The organism is Glycomyces sp. NRRL B-16210 (assembly GCF_000719515.1).
Classification (GTDB): domain Bacteria; phylum Actinomycetota; class Actinomycetes; order Mycobacteriales; family Micromonosporaceae; genus Glycomyces.
This window is the reverse complement of record NZ_JOGR01000009.1, coordinates 145,122-165,058: the sequence shown is the minus strand read 5'-3', so window position 1 is coordinate 165,058 and position 19,937 is coordinate 145,122. Positions and strand designations below refer to the sequence as shown.

Genomic DNA, 19,937 nt, shown 5'->3' with positions numbered 1-19,937 from the left:
CGGGGCCCGGCCGGTCGCGGCGCTGTACGCGGCGGTGCGGTCGGGGATGCTCAACAGAATGAATCGCTCTGTTCCAGTTAGGATGCCTTCATGACCGACAAGCCGATGAGCGGGCGCAAGGCGCAGGCCGCCCGCAACGACAAGCTCATCCTCGAAGCCGCCCATGCCGTGTTCGTGGCCGATCCGGGGGCGCCGATCGCGGAGGTGGCCAAGCGCGCGGGGGTCGGCATCAGCGCGCTGTACCGGCGCTACCCGAGCAAGGAGGACCTGCTCCGCAAGCTCTGCGGGGACGGTCTGAACCGGTACCTGGAGCTGGTGCGCGAGGCGGTGGAGTCGGAGGGCGATCCGTGGGAGGCGTTCTGCGCGTTCATGAGGGGCGTGGTCGTCGCGGACACGCCGTCGATCACGGTGCGGTTGGCGGGGACGTTCACACCCAGCGAGGAGATGTTCCGGGCGGCGGTCGAGGGCGATGCGCTCAACGTGCGGTTGCTGGAGCGGTTCAAGGCGGACGGGGTGCTGCGCGAGGACGTGGTGAACGGGGATCTTCAGATGGTCACCGAGTCGATCGCGTCGATCGAGATCGGCGACGCGGAGCGGACGCGGGGGGTGCGGTTGCGGACGCTGGAGTTGTATTTGCAGGCGTTGCGGGCGCCGGGGGCCGGGCCGCTGCCGGGGCCGGCTGTGACCGACGAGGAGATGGGCGCGCGATGGGTGCCGCCGGGGACGAGCTGGGAGGAGTAGCGACGGGGGCAGAGGGAAGCGGAAGGGCCCAGCGGAAATGCCGGGCCTTCAGCGTGAGCGAACGATCGGGTTGGCAAGGTGTCGCACCAGCGCGAAGCGCTGCGACCAGTACCGCCAACTGCGCTACGTCCGCCCCGAACCCGCCCCGATACCCCGGCACACGAAGAAAGGCCCGGCATCACTGCCGGGCCTTCGCGTTGAGCGGACGACCGGGATCGAACCGGCGACCTACACCTTGGCAAGGTGTCGCGCTACCAACTGCGCTACGTCCGCATTTCGCAGGGTTGCCCCGCGAACGAGCATTACTGTATCGCATCGGCGGGCGGCGCCTCATGGGGCCTTGGGCCCGATTGGGGCGCGCCTCACGCCTGAACCGGGTCCCTCCCGCTCACTCCCCGGCCCCTCCTCCGAGGCCCAGCATCGCCATGACCTCCTCGTCGACGCCCTCGACCTCCACCTCGCGCGTCCGGTGCGCCTCCCAGTCCTCGCGGCCGAGCCGCCAGCGCAGTTCGAGGCGCCGCACCCCTTGGGTCACCTCGTGGCCGATGCCGTCTTCGCGGTAGCCGAGCCTGCGCGAGACGCCCTCCGAGGCCCGGTTCCCTTCGAGCGAGCCGCTCGTGGCCCATTCGGCGCCGAGCGCGGCGAAGCCGAAGTGGAGCACGGCCGCGCGCATCTCGGTGCCGAAACCGTTGCCGTGGTGGGCGAGTCCGAGCCACGAGCCGGTGGCGACCTCGCGGGTGATCGCGAACGCCTTCGCCGTGATCTCCTGCATCCCGATCGGCGCGCCTTCGTGGAAGACGACGAACGGGAGCTGCCACTCGTCTTTGTCCCAGGCGCCGATGCTCCGGTGGTACCAGAGCGCGACACTGCGGCCGCGTTCGGCGGGGCTCGCGTCGGTCCACGGCACGAGGAAGGGCATGAAGTCGGGGTCGTGGACGCCCGCGGCGGCGGCGTCGGCCAGCGCGCCCAGTGCTTCGGTGTCGGCAAGGCGCAGTTCGAGCCGTTCGGTGCGCAGCCGGATCCGGTAGATCGGCAGGTGGTCGGCGAGGGTCGTCATTGGTCGGTCCCGAGGCCGAGCATTTCGAGGACGTCCTGGTCGAGGCCGTCGATCGCGACCTCGTGTTCGCGGTGCGCTTCCCAGTTCTCGCGGTCGAGGCGCCAGCGTTGCATGTGGCGGCGCCGGTCTTGGACCACGAGGTACTCCTCGCCGTCGGGGTGGTAGCCGAGGCGGCGCGAGACGCCGGCCGAGGCGTCGTTGCCGTCGAAGGAGCCGCTCCTGGCGGTCTGGGCCTCCAGGCCCGCGAAGGCGAGGTGGAGGACGGCGGCTCGCATTTCGGTGCCGAGTCCGTTCCCTTGGTGGGCGAGTCCGAGCCACGAGCCCGAGTCGACTTCGCGGGTGATCGCGAACCGCTTGCCGGCGAGCACTTGGACGCCGATCGGCGCGCCTTGGCGGAAGACCGTGAAGGGGATCGACCAGTGCTCGGCGTCCCAGCGGCCGACGGCCCGGTGGTACCAGAGGGCGACGCTGCGGCCGCGTTCGGCGGGGCTGCCGTCGGTCCACGGGATGTTGAAGGGCATGAAGGCGGGGTCGTGGACGCCCGCGGCGGCGGTGTCGGCCAGTGCGCTGAGCTCGTCGTGGTCGGCGGGCAGGCGCAGTTCCAGGCGCTCGGTGCGCAGGCGGAGCCGCAGGACGGGGAGGTGGTCGGCGAGCATGGGTCGATTCTCTCGGGGGCGGTTCGGGGCGGCAATCGAATAATCCCCGGGCCTGTCTTGCATCGGTGTCTGACATGTGTAAGACTTTTCTTACATATGACAAGGATGGTTGATATGCCGTCGGAGGAAATCCCACCGGAGACGATGACGGGCGCGGCCCTGCTGGCGGCCTGCTCGGCCCTGGCGAACCCGCACCGGCTGCGCATCCTCGGGGCGCTGGCGGACGGTCGGCAGTATGTGAGCCGGCTCGCCCGCGACCTGGGGATGAGCCGTCCGCTGCTGCACATGCACCTCCAGAAACTCCAGGCCGCCGGCCTGGTCACCGGTGAACTGGAGCTCTCGGAGGACGGCAAGGCCGTCAAGTACTTCGAGGCGGTCCCGTTCGACCTGTCGATCTCCCCGCAGGTCATCAAGGCGCTGGTGCCCACGCTGCCCGTTTCGGGCGAACACGGAAAGGAAACGGGATAATGCCCATGGGACAAGCCGGAATGCTGTTCGCTTTCGGATTCCTGCTGCTCATCACCGCGATCGTGATCACGGTGATCCTGGCGTTCACGACCACGTCGAAGGCGAAGGCCTCGGCCGCCCGCGAGGCGAACTACCGCGAGCTGGCCGAGAAGGCGAGCCTGGACTCCTCCGAGATCAGGGCCTCCCTGATCGAGGTCAAGAGCCGCCTCGCCTCGATGGAGCGGATGCTCAAAGAGGTCGAATGAGACCGCCGGGGCGGCGCATCGCACCCGTGTCGCCGCCACCGCATCGGGCGCGGGGAATTCTCGTGATTCACGGTTAACCCGCGCCCGATGCGGCACTCTCGGACGCATGGACTCGTCTCGCGAAACCGCCATGCCCGCCAAGCGTTCCGCGCCGCTCTCCGATGCGGAGCTGGCGCGCCTCGACGCCTACTGGCGGGCCGCGAACTACCTCACCGTCGGCCAGATCTACCTGCTCGACAACCCGCTCCTGCGCGAACCGCTGCTTCCCGAGCACATCAAGCCGCGACTGCTCGGCCACTGGGGAACGAGCCCCGGCCTGAGCCTGATCTACGCCCACCTCAACCGCTGCATCACCGCCCGCGGCCTCGACATGATCTACGTGACCGGACCGGGCCACGGCGGCCCGGCGATCGTGGCGAACACCTGGCTGGAGGGCACCTACCCCGAGCTGTACCCCTCGGTGAACCACTCCGAGGAGGGCATGCGGCGGCTGTTCCGCCAGTTCTCCTTCCCCGGCGGCATCCCCTCCCACGTCGCCGCCGAGGTCCCCGGCTCGATCCACGAGGGCGGCGAGCTGGGGTACTCGCTCGCGCACGCCTACGGCGCCGCGTTCGACAACCCCGACCTCACCGTGGCCTGCGTGATCGGCGACGGCGAGGCCGAGACCGGGCCGCTCGCCGGATCGTGGCTGTCCAATGTGTTCCTCAACCCCGTCTCGGACGGCACCGTCCTGCCGATCCTGCACCTCAACGGCTACAAGATCGCCAACCCGACCATGCTCGCCCGCATCTCCGAAGAGGACCGCGCCTCCTTCTTCCGCGGCGTCGGCTACGAGCCGTTCACCGTGGAGGGCGACGACCCGGCCGAGGTCCACCAGCAGCTCGCGGCGACCTTCGACGCGTGCTTCGACCGGATCGCCGAGATCCGCGACGACGCCCGCCGCGACGCGGACGGCGACGCGACCCGCCCGCGCTGGCCGATGGTGATCCTGCGGACCCCCAAGGGCTGGACCGGCCCGGCCGAGGTCGACGGCGTCCCCGTCGAGGGGACCTGGCGGGCCCACCAGGTGCCGCTTTCGGCGGTGCGCACGAACCCCGATCACCTTGCGATGCTGGAGGAGTGGATGCGCTCGTACCGGCCCGAGGAGCTGTTCGACGCGACCGGGAAGCCCACCGCCGAACTCCTCGGACTCCCACCTGAAGGCACGGCCCGCATGAGCGACAACCCGCACGCCAACGGGGGCCTGCTGCTGCGCGACCTCGTGCTGCCGGACTACCGCGAGTACGAAGTGGAGGTCGAGGGCCACGGCCGGACCGTCGGCGAGGCCACGAAGGCCCTCGGCGTGTGGCTGCGCGACGTCATCGCCGCCAACCCCGACCGCTTCCGGCTCTTCGGACCCGACGAGGTCGCCTCCAACCGGCTCAGCGCCGCCTTCGAGACCACCGACCGGCAGTGGGAGGCCGAGCGCTACGCCACCGACGAGCACCAGGCCCCGCACGGGCGGGTCATGGAGGTCCTCTCCGAGCACCTGTGCGAAGGCTGGCTGGAGGGCTACCTGCTGACCGGGCGGCACGGCCTGTTCACCTCCTACGAGGCGTTCATCCACATCGTCGACGCGATGTTCAACCAGCACGCCAAATGGCTCGACGCCGCCGGCGACATCCCCTGGCGCCGGCCCATAGCCTCACTCAACTACCTGCTGTCGAGCCATGTCTGGCGCCAGGACCACAACGGCTTCTCCCACCAGGACCCCGGGTTCATCGACCACGTCCTGAACAAGAAGCCGCACATCGTGCGGGTCTACCTGCCGCCGGACGCCAACACGCTCCTGTCCACCATGGACCACTGCCTGCGCTCGCGCCAGTACGTCAACGTCGTGGTCGCCGGGAAGCAGCCCTCGCTCCAGTACACGAGCATGGACGAGGCCGTGCGCCACTGCGAACGGGGCCTTGGCATCTGGGAGTGGGCCTCCAACGACGACGGCGCCGAGCCCGACGTGGTCCTCGCCTGCGCCGGCGACGTGCCGACCCTGGAGGTGCTGGCCGCCACCGACCTGCTGCGCCAGACCCTGCCGCGGCTGAAGGTGCGCGTGGTCAACGTCGTGGACCTCATGCGGCTCCAGCCCGACACCGAGCACCCGCACGGCCTCGGCGACCGCCAGTTCGACACGGTCTTCACCACCGACAAGCCGGTCCTGTTCGCCTTCCACGGGTACCCGACGCTCATCCACCGCCTCACCTACCGGCGCACCAACCACCACAACATCCACGTGCGCGGCTACAAGGAGGAGGGCACCACGACCACCCCGTTCGACATGGTCATGCTCAACGACCTCGACCGGTTCCGCCTGGTCATCGACGTCATCGACCGCGTGCCAGGCCTCGGCGCCAACGCCGCGGGCCTGCGGCAGCGCATGGTCGACGCCCGCCACGCCGCCCGCGAGCACACCCGGACCCACGGCGAGGACCTGCCGGCCGTCTCCGAATGGAGCTGGCCTGGATAGGTTGCGCGGCAACATAAGGCGATGTAGACGGTTTTGGTACGCCACTTGAGCCGCGCGTACGCACCTGGTACACCTGTTAGGGGAGGCACTCTCGCGAATCCCCTGGAGGACTGCACGTGGCGAAGGTCAGGACCGGTCGCGTCGTCGTCGACTACGACGAGGACTTCGTGGTCTTCACGGTCGGCATGCGGATCAACAAGTTCTGGAAGCTCGGCAAGTGGGTGCCGGTGCTCGCCTCGATGCCCAAGATGGTCCGCGAACTCGAGTCCCGCCCCGAACTGGGCCTGCTGGACTCGCGGACCATGATCGGCGGCAGAGTGGTCGCCGTCGTCCAGTACTGGCGCAGCGCCGACCACCTCGAGGAGTACGCCCACGCGCAGGCCCACGCCCACCGCGGCTTCTGGAAGTGGTTCAACCGCAACGTCAAGGACAACGGCGACGTGGGCCTGTGGCACGAGCTGTACCGGGTCAAGGCCGGCGAGCACGAGACCTCGTACATCAACATGCCGCCCTACGGACTCGCGAAGGCCACCAAGGAGAAGGACGCCACGCGCACCGACCCCGACGACCACGACCACGGCCACGGCCACCACCACGGGCACGACGAGCGGCAGGACGACCGCCGCGACCACGAGGCCGGCGGGGTCCACTGAGGCCTCAGCCCTCCAGGAACGCCAGCGTCTTCACGAGCGTCTCGGTGGCCCAGGCCATCTGATGCTCGGTCTGCTCGGCGTCGAAGCCGCGGACGGGGCACTCGGCGACGAGGATGAGCATGAGGTACACGGTGTAGAGCGCGAGCCGCCGCTCCTCCCCCGCCGTCATCGCCCGCCCCAGGAAGCCGTCCACGACGGCCGGGAACTCCTCCTCGGGAATGAGCTTGAGCGACACCAGCTCCGCGATCGGATCGCCGTAGAAGGCGCGCTCGCCGTCGATGAACGCCTCCAGGCCCCAACCGGACGCGGTGCGCTCCACGAAGATGTTGCCGTCCCACAGGTCGAAGTGGACCAGAGCGGGCCGGTCGACCTCGTCCAGCAGACCCCGCTCGGCCGCGACCAGCGCCGCGACCGACTCGACCGGGCGCGGCAGCGGCGCGCCGTGCTCGGCGATGTCGGCCAGCACGTCCCCGACCATGGCGCAGAACGACTCGCCCCAGGTGTCGGCCATGGTGCGCCCGCTCCTGCGCGGATAGCCGAACCGCTCACCGGCCGCCAGCGCGAAACGCGCGCTCATCGCCCCGATCTGCCTGCGCAGCGCCGGGCGCTCGTCGGCGGGGATGTCCTCGCGGATCTTCTGTAGGGAATGGCCGTCGAGGCGGTCGATGATCATGACGCCGCCTTCGGGGTCGGCGTACCACAGCCGCGGCATCGGCACTCCCGCGGCGATCGCGCGCTCGAAGCACTCGATCTCGGTCGCCATGAGGTCGACTTCGTAGCGCAGGAGCTTGAGGTCCTTGTCGGGGGCGATCTTGGCGACCAGGCGGCGGCCGTCGGCCGTGTCGAGGGCGTGCGCGGCGTTGAAGAAGCCGTCGGTGAACTCCTCGTGGGCGGTGAACTCGAGGTCCTCGCCGAGGCGTTCGCGGACGAGGGCTTCGACGGCGGCGCGGTCGAGTTTGGGGCGGATGGCGATCTCCATCGCGTCATTCTCGCCGCCGCGGGCGCGGACGGCAATCCTGAAACGGGACTCGCGGCGGGCCTTGTCCCGCAGGTCTGCCGGGCATAGCGTGGACCGGTCGGACGCGAGGATCGGAGGCGGCATGGCGGAGGCGTCGACGGACCGGTCGCGGGCCCCGGTGGTCCTGCGCGGCCTGCGTCCCGGGGACCTGGGTTGGATCGTCTACAGCCAGGGCAAGGGCTACGCCGAGCACTACGGGTGGAACGGCGAGTACGAGGCGCTCGTGGCGCGCATCGTCGCCGACTTTGCGGCCGAGCACGGCGCGGGGGACGGGCCGAAGCGCGAGGCGGGGTGGATCGCCGAGATCGACGGTAGACCGGTCGGGTCTATCCTGTGCGTCAGCGCCGACCCGGGGAACCCCGACGCGGACACGGCGAAGCTGCGGCTGCTGTGGGTCGAGCCGGCCGGGCGCGGGCGCGGCGTCGGGACGATGCTGGTGCGCCGGTGCGTCGACTTCGCGCGGGAGCAGGGGTACACGGCGATGACCTTGTGGACGACGAGCATGCTGCACCCGGCGCTGCGCCTGTACCGGGCGGCCGGGTTCACGCTCGCGAGCGAGGAGCCGGTGCGGCTGTTCGGGCAGGACGATTTGACGGCCCAGGTGTGGGAGCTCGACCTGCGTACCGGTGGCGGGCCGCAGAACTGACGCCGGGCGGGATGGCGGGCGGTTGATTGGCCGCAGCGGCGGATCGGCGTCGGTGCGGGGTGTCGGGGCGCTGATTGATCGCGGCTGCGGCCCGATGCGCGAGTGGTCCGTGGGTTCCTCTTGGCTTAGATAGAGCCGCGGGTGGCGGGCCCCGGCCGCTGGGGCCCGCCTCGCGGTCACTGCGACTTGAGCGCCGCCATGCGCGCCTCGATCTCGGCGTCGTCGCCGAGACTGTCGAGGTCTTCGAACTGGTTGTCCAGCGAGGACATCGCGATCTCCTGCTGCCCGCGGACCTTCGCCTCCTCGCGGCGGACCTTCTCCTCGAAGCGGCTCACCTCGCTGAGCGGGTCCATCACGTCGATGCTGCCGAGCGCCTCGGTGACCTGCTTCTGCGCCTGCGCGGTCTTCTGCCGCGCGGCGAGGCTGCTGCGCTTGGACTGGAGTTCGGCCAGTTTCGACTTCATGGTGGTGAGGGACTGCTTGAGCTTCTCGACCACCTCGTTCTGGCTCGCGATCACCGGCTCGGCGTCCTTCATCTCCTTCTCGAAGCCGATCTGCTTGCCCAGGGCGACCTTCGCGAGGTTGTCGAACCGGTCGGCCTCGGCGCCGTTGCCCTCGGAGCGGAGCTGGTCGGCCTTGACGCTCGCGTTTCGGGCCTTGGTGCCCCACTCCTCCACGGCCTGCTTGTCGGCGTTGTAGTCGTCCTCCATCAGCCGCAGGTTGCCGATGGTCTCGGCGATGGAGCTCTCGGCGTCGGCGATCGAGTTCTTGTAGTCGCGCTCCATCTGGGCGAGCATCTTCTCGGGGTCCTCGGCGTTGTCGATGACGTCGTTGACGTTCGCCTTGACGAGCTGCCCGATCCGCCCGAAGACCGATTGCTTCTTGGTCATGTCCACTCCTCGAATGCTGAAGTCCTGATGCGATGAGGTTCTGGTGCAATGAAATGCTGATGCGCCGGCGAGGCCGGGAGGCCTGCTCCCGGGTCAGAATCGGCCGCCGCCCCCTCGCCGGCCCCGGGTGCCGCCGCCGCCGAAGGAGCCGGGTCCTCCGCCGCGCCGGCCCCCGGAGCCGCCGCTGAAACCACCGCCGTATCTGCGGCCGGAGGATCGTCCCGAACCGCCGAGCATCCCGCCCAGGAGGATGCCGCCGAGGATCGCCCCGGCGTTCCCGCCCGACGAGGGCGCCGTCTGCCTCGGTCCGAGGTAGCCCTGCACGTCGCGCTGCGCGGCAGCGGACGCGGCGTTCGCCAGCTCGTCGGCGCGGTGCGCGCGTTCGAGCGCCCCGGACGGGTCCGAGTCCTTGAGCGCGAGCGCCCGCGAGAGTTCCTGCTTGGCCTCGTTGAGGCGGGTGCGGGCCTCGGGCCCGACCGCGCCACGGTTGGTGTTCACGTAGTCCTCGACCGCCGCGGTGGTGCTCTGCGCGCTCATGAGGACGCGGTCGAACTGCTCGCGGGCGCGCTGCGCGTTCTGCGCCGCGTCGCGCACCGCCTGGAGCTCCCGGTCGAGTTCGGCCGAGGCGCGTTCGACGGCGGCGACGGCCTCCAGCGGGTCCACCGGGCCCTCGGCGGACCGGATCGCGGCGACGGCGCCGCGCAGGCGCGCGGCCTTGGCCGCCGCGCCCGATCCGGCCGCGAGCCGTTCGGCCTCAGCGGCTTCGGCGTCGGCTTCGGTAAGGACGCCCGGCAGGCGCGCGGCGGCGTCGTCGAGTTCCACCGCGCGGCGGGCGACGGCGTCCACGGCCTGCTCGGCCTGGGCGGTGGCCTCTTCGGCGGCGCGGACGAGGACCGCGGCCCGGCCGCGTTCGCCCGCGTCCACGGCGGCCTCGGCCGCGTCGAGTTGCGCGGCGGCGAAGTGCAGGCGGTCCTCGGCGGTGCCGGGGAAGTCCTTGACCGTGGCGCGGGCGGTCGCGGGGTAGCGCCGCTGGAGGTCTTCGACGGTGCCGCGCGCGGCGGTGATCTTCGGGGCCAGGACCGCGGCGCGCTCCTTGAGGGCCGCGGCGGCCTCGGGGGCCCGCCGACCCAGGTCGCGCAGCTTGTCGAAGCCGGCGGCCTTGGCGTCGAGGTCCTTGTTGGCCTTGACGAGCTTCTCGATGATGGCCGCGAGCATCTCGCGCTGCTGCGGTTCGGTCTCCGGTATGTCGTCGTCGAGTTCCTGGCGGAGTTTGAACGAGGCGCTCAGCTCGGCCTTGGCCGCCTCCAGCACGGCCGCGAACGCGGCGGTCTGCTCCGTGCCGAACTCGGCCTCGGCGAAGCCGAGTTCCTGCTCGCTGGTACGGATGGCGTCGTCGGTCTCGACCAGGAGCCGGTTGGCCTCGTTGTCGAGCTGCTCGACGGTGAGCTTGCGCTGCCGGCCGGCGGACGGGGCGCCGACGGACGTGGCCTTGCCACGCCCGCGCCGCCACAGGACGAGGCCGATGACGACGGCCGCGACCACGAGAAGGATCAGGACCCACACGACCGCGGAGGAACCGGAGGAGCCGGAGCCGCCGCGGTAGGCGTCCTTGTAGCCCTCGGCGGCGCCGATCGCGGCCTCGGCCCACTCATCGTCGGCCAGTTCGGGGGCGATGCGCTCCGACGCCACCTCGTTGAGCTGGCCGTCGGTGAGCGGGAACGCCGCGGCGACCGACCACGTGTAGCGGCGCTCCTCGGTGGCGATCACCAGCAGCAGGTCCTCGGTCCCGAGCCCGCTGTCGACCGCGGTGGCATCGGCCCACTCCTGCGTGGTGTAGCCGCCGAAGTCGTCGATGTAGGCGACGTAGAGACCGATCCCGGTCTCGGACTCGAGGTCGGCGATGGCCGCCTCGATCCGGTCCTCGTCGCCGGCGACCGCCGCGACCCGGTCGGTGACGGGCCCGGAAAGCTGGATCGGGGCCGTCGCAGCCGCCGGAGCGCCCGCGGCGAGGAGGGCGAGCGCCGCGAGCGCCGCCAGCGACGCCTGCATCGAACGCGTGCGCACGCAACCCCCCTCGGTCGAAAACGGTGTCAGTCTAGGAGCGAATGCCCTGTTCACACCGGGGTATCGAAGATTTGGGCCCGAGCGTGCGACCACTCCGGACCAGTGGTGTGCGTCACGGCCGAAATATTCGCGGGCCCTCAGGCGCTGTATCGAGCATTAGCACTCTAGACCCGAGAGTGCTAAATCCGAGGAAGGAGACAGCCACCATGATCGTTCGCTACCAGCACCCGCACGCCGCGTTCCGGCAGTTCGACGGCAATCTCAACCGTCACCTCAACCGCGAGTTCGAGCGGTTGGTCCGGCTCGGCTTCGGCCGCGCCGCCGTCCAGAGCACCCTGCGCGCCGACGTCTACACCGAAGGCGAGGATCTCGTCGTCACCGCCGCCGTCCCGGGCGTGAGCCCCGAGGACGTCACGGTCGAGGTCGAGGGCAGGCGCCTCACGGTCACCGCCGAGCGCCGCGAGCGCGAGGCCGCCGAAGGCGACCGCTACCTCGTGCGAGGACTCTCGGCCGGATCGTTCAGCCGCGAGTTCACGCTCCCGGAGGGCACGACCCCCGACCAGGTGAGCGCCGAGGTCGCCGACGGCCTCCTCCAGGTGCGCGTCACCGGCGCGGTCAAACCCGCCCCGACCGCGCAGCGCATCCCGGTCAACGGCGTCCTGCCCGAGATCGAGGCCGACGCAGAGGAGACCGAGACCGAGTAGTCGGGCCGAGACGGTCCGGCCACAGTGAACCGCGCGGAAAACGCGGGCAAGGCGAAGGGCCCCGGAGTGATCCGGGGCCCTTCGCCTTACGCTCATTCGGTATTGGAGTGGAGGTGGGTACGGGATTCGAACCCGTGTGCACGGCTTTGCAGGCCGTTACCTAACCACTCGGACAACCCACCCTGATGCGAATAAAGCCCAGGTTGTACGACCCGGGCCTCTTCGCTTCGGTGGACGATACTGGGATTGAACCAGTGACCTCTCCCGTGTCAGGGGAGTGCTCTCCCGCTGAGCTAATCGTCCGGGACAGCGCTCTTTCGAGCTCCGAGCGGACGACCGGGATCGAACCGGCGACCTACACCTTGGCAAGGTGTCGCGCTACCAACTGCGCTACGTCCGCATGTCTTCCAGGGCTTTTTCGTTCCCCGGCGACGGGATAGAACTTTACCCAATGCCGCACGGAGCGTCCACCGGGGGGTGGGGGCTACGGCTTCGGACGAAGTTGTCGCAGCACTCTGGCAGAATCCATCCGTGGCTCAAGCTATCGATCAACGCATCGCCGGAGAACTCTCGGTCGGCGCTCACCAAGTCCGTGCGGCCGTCGCGCTTCTCGACGACGGCTCAACCGTCCCGTTCATCGCCCGGTACCGCAAGGAGGCCACCGGGGGCCTCTCGGACGAGGAGCTGCGCGCCCTCGAAGAGCGGCTCGGGTACCTGCGCGAACTGGAGGCCCGCCGCAAGGCGGTGCTCGAGTCGATCGCCGAGCAGGGCAAGCTCACCGAGGCGCTCGCCGCCTCGATCGACGCGGCCGACACCAAGGCCCGGCTCGAAGACCTCTACGCGCCCTTCAAGGTCAAGCGCCGCACCAAGGCCCAGATCGCCCGCGAGGCCGGCCTGGAACCGCTCGCCGACCTCCTGCTGAGCGATCCCTCACAGGACCCCGAGACGGCCGCCGCCGCGTTCCTCAACCCCGAGGCGGAGGTGACCGACGCGACCCAGGCGCTGGCCGGTGCCCGCGCCATCCTCACCGAGCGCTTCAGCGAGGACGCCGACCTCATCGGCGACCTGCGCGAACGCATGTGGAAGCGCGGCAGGCTCGTCTCCAAGGTCCGCGAGGGCGCCGAGGAGAAGGGCGCGAAGTTCGCCGACTACTTCGAGTTCGCCGAGACCTTCACCACCCTCCCCTCCCACCGGGTGCTCGCGCTCATGCGCGGCGAGAAGGAGGAGGCGCTCTCGCTATCGCTGGAGCCGGGCGAGACCGAGGACGGCGGGGTCGACTGCGAGGCCGTGATCGCCGCGAAGTTCGGCATCCGCGACGAAGGGCGGGCCGCGGACGCGTGGCTGGCCAAGACCGTCTCGTGGGCCTGGCGCACCCGCATCCTCGTCAAGCTCGGCGTGGACCTGCGGATGCGGCTGTGGCAGCTCGCCGAGGACGAGGCCGTGAAGGTCTTCGCCGCGAACCTCAAGGACCTCCTGCTGGCCGCGCCGGCCGGACCCAAGACCGTCATGGGCCTCGACCCGGGCTTCCGCACCGGCGTCAAGGTCGCCGTCGTGGACGCGACCGGGAAGGTCCTGGCGACCACCGCGATCTACCCGCACCAGCCGCAGAACCAGTGGGACGCTTCACTGGCGACCCTCGGCGCCCTGGTCAAGCAGCACGGCGTGCAGCTCATCGCGATCGGCAACGGCACCGCCTCCCGCGAGACCGACCGGCTCGCCGCCGACCTCCTCAAGGCCTTCGCGGGGGTCGCCGAACTGTCGAAGATCGTCGTCTCCGAGGCCGGGGCCTCGATCTACTCGGCCTCGGCGTACGCGACCAAGGAGCTGCCGGGCATGGACGTGTCCCTGCGCGGGGCCGTCTCGATCGCCCGCCGGCTCCAGGACCCGCTCGCCGAACTGGTCAAGATCGAGCCCAAGCACATCGGCGTCGGCCAGTACCAGCACGACCTCACCGAGTCCAAACTCACCAAATCCCTGGAGGCCGTGGTCGAGGACGCGGTGAACGCCGTCGGCGTGGACCTCAACACCGCCTCGGTCCCGCTCCTGTCGCAGGTGTCCGGGCTCAGCGAGAGCGTGGCCGCGAACATCGTCGCCCACCGCGACGAGAACGGCCGCTTCGCCGACCGCAAGGCCCTGCTGGGCGTGCCGCGCCTCGGCCCCAAGGCCTTCGAGCAGGCCGCGGGCTTCCTGCGGGTGCCGGGCGGGGCGAACCCGCTCGACGCCTCGGCGGTCCACCCCGAGGCCTACCCGGTGGTCGAGCGCATCCTCGCCGCCACCGGCGCCTCGGTCGGGACCATCGTCGGGGACGCCAAGAAGCTGCGCGGCCTCAAGCCCGCCGACTTCGCCGACGAGCGCTTCGGCGTCCCGACGGTCTCGGACATCCTGGCCGAACTCGAGAAGCCCGGGCGCGACCCGCGCCCGGAGTTCAAGGCCGCCACCTTCAAGGAGGGCGTCGAGAAGGTCGCCGACCTCCAGCCCGGGATGCTCCTGGAAGGGGCCGTGACCAACGTCGCCGCGTTCGGCGCGTTCGTCGACATCGGCGTCCACCAGGACGGCCTGGTGCACATCTCGGCGCTCGCCAACCGCTACGTGGAGGACCCGCGCGAGATCGTCAAACCCGGCGACGTCGTCAAGGTCAAGGTGATCAGCGTCGACCTCCAGCGCCAGCGGATCGCGCTGACGATGCGCCTGGAGGACGAGCCCGAGGCCGGCGGCCAGCGCCGCGGCCAAGGCGGCCAGGGCGGCGGGAACCGCTCGGGCGGCGGCGGTAAGGGCAACGGCGGCAAGGGGAACGGCCGCCGCCAGCCGAGCCAGCGCGGGGGCCAGAGCGCGCCGCAGAGCGCGATGGCCGAGGCGCTGAAGCGCGCGGGGCTCGCCTAGGGCCCGTCCTGGCGATTTCGGAGCGCCCGGCCGCGGCCGGGCGCTCCTCTCTAAGCTGGACGCGTGCTGGACCGCTTCTCCGATCGCGTAGGCGACCTCATCATCGGGGCCGTCAACGCCGTGATCGTCCTGGGCTGGTCGTTCGTGCAGGCGACGCTGAAACTGCGTGACCCGCCCGGGCTCAACGAGCAGTTGGGGTGGGTGATGGTGGCCATCTCGGTGGTCGTGCTGTTCTTCCGCTCCTCGTATCCGCTGACGGTCACGCTCGTGACGCTGGCGGCGACCCTGGTGTACTACCCGGCGTCGTCGATCGACGGGCCGATGCTCCTGGGCTTCGTCATCGCGCTGTACACGCTCGCGGCGCTGGGGCGGGTCATCGCGGCGTCGGTCATCGCGGCTACGACGTTCCTGATCGTGGTCACCTCGGAGATCCTGGCGGACTTCGCGCACATCACCGCGAGCGAGACGTTCATGCTCGGCGGGTGGATCATCGCGGTCCCCGCGATCGGTGCGGTGGTGGCGCACTACCGGCGGTACCGGGACGAGACCGCGGTGGCGCTCGCGGAGACGCAGAAGCGGAGCGTGGCAGAGGAGCGGCTGCGGATCGCCCGGGAGCTGCACGACGCGGTGGGGCACCACCTGTCGCTCATCAACGTGCAGACGGCGGCGGCGCTGCGCAGGCTCAAGCGCAACCCGGCGTTCAGGACCGAGGAGACCTTGCAGGTCATCGAGGAGACGAGCCGGTTGTCGCTGCGGGAGTTGCGGGCGATGGTGGGGGTGCTGCGCGAGGCGGGCGCGGACGCGCCGACCGGTCCGGGGCCGAGTCTGGACCAGTTGCCGTCGCTGGTGGAGGCCGCGCGGGACTCGGGGGTCGAGGTGGACGTGCGGGTGGACGGGAAGGCGCCGCTGCCGGTGGCGGTGGACGCGGCGGCGTACCGGGTGGTGCAGGAGGCGCTGACGAACGTGCTTCGGCACGCGAGGGCCGAGCGGGTGCAGGTCAAGGTGGTCACGGGCACGTCGACGCTGGCGGTGTCGGTGGTCGACGACGGGGTGGGCGAGGCCAAGGGGGCCAAGGCGGTCGGGAACGGCCTGACGGGGATGCGCGAGCGGGCCGAAGGGCTCGGCGGTAGCTTCTACGCGGGGCCGCGCGATGACGGCGGCTTCGCCGTGGAGGCCACGTGGCCGTTGGAGGTGCAGGCGTGATCCGGGTGATGCTGGTGGACGATCAGCGGCTGGTGCGGGCCGGTTTCGGTTCGATCCTCGGCGACGAGGAGGACATCGAGCTGGTCGCCGAGGCCGGTGACGGGGCCGAGGCGCTGGAGTTGGCGCGCAGGCACCGTCCGGACGTGGTGCTCATGGACATCAGAATGCCCAATATGGACGGCCTGGAGGCGACGGAGCGGATCGGGCGGGACCCGAAGCTCGACGGCGTCAAGGTGGTGATCCTGACGACCTTCGACGAGGACGACTACGTGTACCGGGCGCTGCGGGCCGGGGCGAGCGGGTTCCTGCTCAAGGACACCGATCCGGACGAGCTGCTGCGGGGCATCCGGGTGGTCGCGGCCGGGGAGGCGCTTATCGCGCCGAAGGTGACGCGGCGGCTCATCGGCGAGTTCGCGGGAAGGATCGCCAGGCCCGAGCCGAGTTCGAAGCTGAACGCGCTGACCGAGCGCGAGACCGAGGTGCTCAAGCTCGTGGCCACAGGCTTGAGCAACGACGAGATCGCCGGGGCGCTGTTCCTGTCGCCGGCGACGGCGAAGACGCATGTGAGCCGGATCCTGTCGAAGCTGTCGGCGCGGGACCGCGCGCAGTTGGTGGTCACCGCGTACGAGTCGGGTCTGGTGCGTCCGACCTGGACCGACGGCGAGTGAGGCCGCGGGCCGTGCGACCGGGGAGGTACGCGCGGGCGCGGGCCTGACCCCTGGGTCGTACGTCGATTGCCGCTGCCGAGCCGATGCGGCGCGGGTGCCCTGGCACCGATAGTCGTCGGTATGAGTTCACACCTTGCCTCCGCGAAGCCTTCGGCGATGGCGCGGCTGTCGCATTGGACGCAGCGCCGCCCTTGGATCGCCCTCCTGCTGTGGGTCCTGGTCTTCGGTGCGGCCGTCGGCGCTTCGGGCGCGGTCGGTTCGGCGTTCGAGGACGACAACTCGATGCCCGGCACCGAGTCCCAGGCGCTGTCCGACCTGCTCGACGAGCGGGCCCCTGAAGCGAACGAGACCACGGTGCAGGTGGTGTTCGCCGCCGACGACGTCGCGGCCGAGCGGGACCGGATCGAGGCGTTCTTGGCCGAGGTCGCCGCCGCGCCCGGGATCGCGGGCGTGAGCGATCCCTTCGACGAGTACGGCGCGATCAGCGAGGACGGGACGGTCGGGTACGCGACCGCCGTGTTCGACGGGACCGCCGCCGAGGCGGGCGACTTGATCCCGCTGGTCGAGGAGGCTACGGGCGGCGAGGTGGACTTCGCGCTCGGCGGGGACGTGATCCGCGAGGCGGCCGAGGGCGGCGGCGGTGCGGCTGAGGGCGTGGGGATGCTCGCGGCGCTGGTGATCCTGGTGCTCATGTTCGGTTCGTTCCTGGCCGCGAGCCTGCCGCTCATCACCGCCGTGTTCGCGGTGGGCACCACGTTCTGCCTGTCGATGCTCGTGTCGCATGTGGTCACGCTGCCGACGTTCCTGACGCCCATCATGTTCCTCATCGGCTTCGGGGTGGGCGTGGACTACGCGCTGCTGATCTTCGCGCGGTTCCGCGCCGAGCTGACCTCGGGGGCGAGCCGCAAGGCGGCCGCGGCGGTCGCGCTCGACACGGCCGGGCGGTCGGTGCTGTTCGCCGGCTCGGTGGTCATCGTCGCGCTGTTGGGGCTGTTCGCGCTCGGCCTGGGTTCGATGCAGTCGGTGGCGATCGCGGTGGCGCTCACCGTGCTGGTGACCATGCTCGCCTCGGTGACGCTCCTGCCCGCGCTGCTGGCGCTGTTCGGCAGGCGGATCGAGAAGGCGGTGCGCAAGCGCGCGGCGAAGTCGCGGCGCGCGCCCGGCAGCCGCTGGGAGGGCTGGTCGAAGTTCGTGGAGAAGGGCGCGTGGGCCGCGATCGCGGTCGTGACCGCGGGCCTGGTGGCCTTGTCGGCGCCGCTGCTGGACCTGCGGCTGGGCTTCGCCGACGCGGGCACGGACGCGGAGGAATCGACCACCCGCGAGGCGTACGACCTGCTCTCCGAGGGCTTCGGGGAGGGCTTCAACGGCCCGCTGCTGGTGGTCACGGACGGCACGCAGACCGAGGCCGAAGCGGCCTTCGACGCGATGGCGGGGCTCGACGAAGTGGACGCGGTCTCGCCGCCGTTCGCGATCGGCGAGGACCTGTGGATGTCCACGGTCGCCGGAAAGGCCGGGCCGGCCGACGAGGCCACGGTGGACCTGGTGCACCAGTTGCGCGACGACGTGCTCGGCGACGTGGAGGGCGAGCAGCTCGTGGGCGGCTCGACGGCGGCCGCGATCGACTTCAGCGACATCATGGTCGAGAAGGCCCCGCTGTTCCTGCTGTTCGTGGTCGGCCTGTCGATGCTGCTGCTCATGGTCGTGTTCCGCTCGATCCTCATCCCGGTCAAGGCCGCGATCCTGAACCTGCTGACGATCGGCGCGAGCCTGGGCGTGGTCGCCTGGATCTTCCAGGAGGGCATGTTCGGCATCAGCCCCGGCCCGGTCGAGGCGTTCGTGCCGGTCATGATGTTCGCGATCGTCTTCGGACTGTCGATGGACTACGAGGTGTTCCTGGTCTCGCGGATGCGCGAGGAATGGGTGCGCACCGGCGAGCCGATCGAGGCGGTCCGCAGGGGCCTGGCGTCCACGGGAGGCGTGATCACGGCCGCTGCGGCGATCATGATGTCGGTGTTCGGGGCGTTCATGCTCTCCGAGGCGAGGCTCTTGCAGCAGTTCGGGATCGGACTGGCCGTGGCGATCTTCATCGACGCGATCGTGATCCGCTGCCTGTTGGTCCCGGCCGTCATGAAGGTCATGGGCCGGGCCGCCTGGTGGATGCCGAAGTGGCTCGACAGGGTCCTCCCCCACTTCACCGTCGAACCCGAGACCGACCCGAAGCCCGCCGAAGAACGCGAGCCCGTGACGGTCAGCTAGGAGAGGGACCAACGGTGCCACGGCGCTTCGCGCCGTGGCACCGTTCGCGTTCGTCCGAAAACGCCTACGCCGCTCCAGTGGGGATTAGCCTGGGGTTCCGGAGTGTCCTCACAGGTGGAACGGGGTGTTCGCGATGTTGGCACTGCTCGCCAAGAACTGGGCCTGGGTGCTGCTGCGCGGCGTCTTCACCATCGTCTTCGGCGCCTTGGCGGTCTTCTGGCCCGGCATCACGATCCTCGCGCTCGTCATCCTCTTCGGCGCCTACGCCATCGTGGACGGCCTCACCGCGATCCTCATGGGCGCCCGGCGTTCCTCCGGGCGCGGGTTCCTCATCGTCATCGGCGTCCTCGGCGTCATCGCGGGCCTCGTCGCCATGCTCTGGCCCGGCATCACCGCCGTCGCGCTGCTCTACGTCATCGCCTTCTGGGCGATCATCATCGGCCTCGCCTCGATCGTCAGCGGGTTCGGCCTCACCGGCGACGCCGGCGGGCGCTGGCTCTTCGTCCTCTCCGGCCTCGCCGCGGTCGTCCTCGGCGTCCTCCTGCTCGCCAGGCCCGGCGAAGGCGCGGTCGCGCTCGTGGTCACCATCGGGTTCTTCGCGATCGTCTGGGGCCTGCTCACGGTCATCACCAGCGTTCGGCTCCGCAGGCTCGCCAAGGAGCTTGACGCGCGCTGAGACATCCGGGATATTTATGGACGTAAATATCCTGTGACCGAGTGCGAGGTTGGGCGCATTCCGGAACCGAGCCGAACGGAGCACCATGCACCGACCTCCCAGCCCCCTGCGCGTCGCCGTCGCGATCGTCGCCGGCGTCCTGTTCGCCTTCGCGGCGGCCAGCCCGGCCTCCGCGGCCGCGAGCCAGTTCGAAGTCAAGGACCTCGGCGAAGACCTCTGCACCGAGTACTACTCCGCCGGCGAGGCCGAGTGGCCCCGGATCATCGTCGTCCCCACCGTCGACGTCGTCGGCAAGGCCACCACCACCAAGCACTACGACCGCCCCTGCCTGCGCGTCGAACCCAGGACCCGGCACCTCGAGTTCATCGCCTTCTCCCGCGACCAGGCCGTGGACTTCCACCGCCAGCCCCTGTCCAACCAGGAGTCGAGCTTCGAGTACCGGTTCACCCTCAGCGCGGCCGTGACCGAGCCCATCGAGTACGTGACGGTCGCGATCTGCATCGACGAGCCCGACATCGGCCTGCCCGACCGGCAGTGCACCGAGCCGGTCGTGCTCTTCCCGACCCGCTGACGCGGCGAGGGGCCCGCGCGTCGCGCGGGCCCCTCTGC

18 protein-coding genes and 4 tRNA genes are annotated in these 19,937 nt (G+C 70.4%); 13 read left to right on the top strand and 9 right to left on the bottom strand.

What is annotated here, in order from left to right:
• Positions 1-90: 90 nt before the first annotated feature.
• Positions 91-741, top strand: coding sequence for a TetR/AcrR family transcriptional regulator (locus IF12_RS0114115; protein WP_030159319.1), 651 nt, complete (start codon positions 91-93; stop codon positions 739-741).
• Positions 742-941: 200 nt separating this feature from the next.
• Here the strand turns inward: IF12_RS0114115 and IF12_RS0114110 are convergent.
• From IF12_RS0114110 to IF12_RS0114100, 3 genes are all read right to left on the bottom strand, one after another.
• Positions 942-1,014: transfer RNA gene (locus IF12_RS0114110), tRNA-Gly, on the bottom strand.
• Between the two features lie 115 nt (positions 1,015-1,129).
• Positions 1,130-1,798 carry a GNAT family N-acetyltransferase gene (locus IF12_RS0114105; RefSeq protein WP_030159317.1) on the bottom strand — a complete coding sequence of 223 codons (669 nt, stop codon included), beginning with the start codon at positions 1,796-1,798 and terminating at the stop codon, positions 1,130-1,132.
• Positions 1,795-2,454, bottom strand: coding sequence for a GNAT family N-acetyltransferase (locus tag IF12_RS0114100; protein ID WP_030159315.1), 660 nt, complete (start codon positions 2,452-2,454; stop codon positions 1,795-1,797). Before IF12_RS0114100 ends, IF12_RS0114105 begins: the two co-directional genes overlap by 4 nt.
• A 114-nt stretch (positions 2,455-2,568) precedes the next feature.
• Between IF12_RS0114100 and IF12_RS0114095 the strand changes: the two genes are divergently transcribed.
• The 4 genes from IF12_RS0114095 (at position 2,569) to IF12_RS0114080 (ending at position 6,323) form a co-directional block, all read left to right on the top strand.
• Positions 2,569-2,922 (top strand): winged helix-turn-helix domain-containing protein, encoded by a 354-nt coding sequence (locus tag IF12_RS0114095; RefSeq protein WP_035749092.1) that lies wholly within the window; start codon positions 2,569-2,571, stop codon positions 2,920-2,922.
• Positions 2,922-3,167, top strand: coding sequence for a hypothetical protein (locus tag IF12_RS0114090; protein WP_133884345.1), 246 nt, complete (start codon positions 2,922-2,924; stop codon positions 3,165-3,167). The genes IF12_RS0114095 and IF12_RS0114090 overlap by 1 nt, the downstream gene beginning before the upstream one ends.
• 130 nt (positions 3,168-3,297) lie before the next feature.
• Complete coding sequence (locus IF12_RS0114085) at positions 3,298-5,670, top strand: phosphoketolase family protein (protein WP_030159310.1); 2,373 nt, start codon at positions 3,298-3,300, stop codon at positions 5,668-5,670.
• Between the two features lie 116 nt (positions 5,671-5,786).
• Positions 5,787-6,323 carry a DUF4188 domain-containing protein gene (locus IF12_RS0114080; protein ID WP_133884346.1) on the top strand — a complete coding sequence of 179 codons (537 nt, stop codon included), beginning with the start codon at positions 5,787-5,789 and terminating at the stop codon, positions 6,321-6,323.
• A gap of 4 nt (positions 6,324-6,327) precedes the next feature.
• Here the strand turns inward: IF12_RS0114080 and IF12_RS0114075 are convergent, their stop codons facing one another.
• On the bottom strand, positions 6,328-7,302 hold the full coding sequence (locus IF12_RS0114075) for a phosphotransferase family protein (protein ID WP_051704386.1): 975 nt from the start codon (positions 7,300-7,302) through the stop codon (positions 6,328-6,330).
• Positions 7,303-7,423: 121 nt separating this feature from the next.
• Here IF12_RS0114075 and IF12_RS0114070 point away from each other — a divergent pair, with 121 nt between their 5' ends.
• The gene (locus tag IF12_RS0114070) at positions 7,424-7,987 is read left to right on the top strand and encodes a GNAT family N-acetyltransferase (RefSeq protein ID WP_030159304.1); all 564 of its coding nucleotides are present in this window, start codon (positions 7,424-7,426) and stop codon (positions 7,985-7,987) included.
• A 176-nt stretch (positions 7,988-8,163) separates the two neighbouring features.
• Here IF12_RS0114070 and IF12_RS0114065 read toward each other — a convergent pair whose 3' ends face one another.
• Positions 8,164-8,877 carry a PspA/IM30 family protein gene (locus tag IF12_RS0114065; protein ID WP_030159301.1) on the bottom strand — a complete coding sequence of 238 codons (714 nt, stop codon included), beginning with the start codon at positions 8,875-8,877 and terminating at the stop codon, positions 8,164-8,166.
• A 93-nt stretch (positions 8,878-8,970) separates the two neighbouring features.
• Entirely contained in the window at positions 8,971-10,941 is a 1,971-nt protein-coding gene (locus IF12_RS0114060) for a TPM domain-containing protein (RefSeq protein ID WP_133884347.1), read from the bottom strand.
• 206 nt (positions 10,942-11,147) lie between these two features.
• On the opposite strand from IF12_RS0114060, the gene IF12_RS23100 reads away from it, so the two are divergent.
• A complete protein-coding gene (locus IF12_RS23100; protein ID WP_051704385.1) occupies positions 11,148-11,645 on the top strand; it encodes an Hsp20/alpha crystallin family protein in 498 nt (165 codons plus the stop codon).
• 108 nt (positions 11,646-11,753) lie between these two features.
• Here IF12_RS23100 and IF12_RS0114050 read toward each other — a convergent pair.
• The 3 genes from IF12_RS0114050 to IF12_RS0114040 all read right to left on the bottom strand — a co-directional run bounded on the left by IF12_RS0114050 (position 11,754) and on the right by IF12_RS0114040 (position 12,045).
• Positions 11,754-11,827: transfer RNA gene (locus tag IF12_RS0114050), tRNA-Cys, on the bottom strand.
• A gap of 49 nt (positions 11,828-11,876) precedes the next feature.
• Positions 11,877-11,948 (bottom strand) — tRNA-Val (locus IF12_RS0114045).
• A gap of 24 nt (positions 11,949-11,972) precedes the next feature.
• Positions 11,973-12,045: transfer RNA gene (locus tag IF12_RS0114040), tRNA-Gly, on the bottom strand.
• A 131-nt stretch (positions 12,046-12,176) separates the two neighbouring features.
• Here IF12_RS0114040 and IF12_RS0114035 point away from each other — a divergent pair.
• The 6 genes from IF12_RS0114035 to IF12_RS0114010 all read left to right on the top strand — a co-directional run bounded on the left by IF12_RS0114035 (position 12,177) and on the right by IF12_RS0114010 (position 19,899).
• Positions 12,177-14,525 carry a Tex family protein gene (locus tag IF12_RS0114035; RefSeq protein WP_030159295.1) on the top strand — a complete coding sequence of 783 codons (2,349 nt, stop codon included), beginning with the start codon at positions 12,177-12,179 and terminating at the stop codon, positions 14,523-14,525.
• Between the two features lie 63 nt (positions 14,526-14,588).
• On the top strand, positions 14,589-15,728 hold the full coding sequence (locus tag IF12_RS0114030) for a sensor histidine kinase (RefSeq protein WP_051704384.1): 1,140 nt from the start codon (positions 14,589-14,591) through the stop codon (positions 15,726-15,728).
• The gene (locus IF12_RS0114025; protein WP_030159291.1) at positions 15,725-16,396 is read left to right on the top strand and encodes a response regulator transcription factor; all 672 of its coding nucleotides are present in this window, start codon (positions 15,725-15,727) and stop codon (positions 16,394-16,396) included. The genes IF12_RS0114030 and IF12_RS0114025 overlap by 4 nt, the downstream gene beginning before the upstream one ends.
• Positions 16,397-16,516: 120 nt before the next feature.
• Entirely contained in the window at positions 16,517-18,652 is a 2,136-nt protein-coding gene (locus IF12_RS0114020; protein WP_051704383.1) for an MMPL family transporter, read from the top strand.
• 133 nt (positions 18,653-18,785) lie between these two features.
• Positions 18,786-19,328: an HdeD family acid-resistance protein gene (locus tag IF12_RS0114015; protein WP_030159287.1), complete on the top strand. Its 543-nt coding sequence runs from the start codon at positions 18,786-18,788 to the stop codon at positions 19,326-19,328.
• Between the two features lie 85 nt (positions 19,329-19,413).
• Positions 19,414-19,899: a hypothetical protein gene (locus IF12_RS0114010; RefSeq protein WP_030159284.1), complete on the top strand. Its 486-nt coding sequence runs from the start codon at positions 19,414-19,416 to the stop codon at positions 19,897-19,899.
• Positions 19,900-19,937 lie beyond the last annotated feature (38 nt).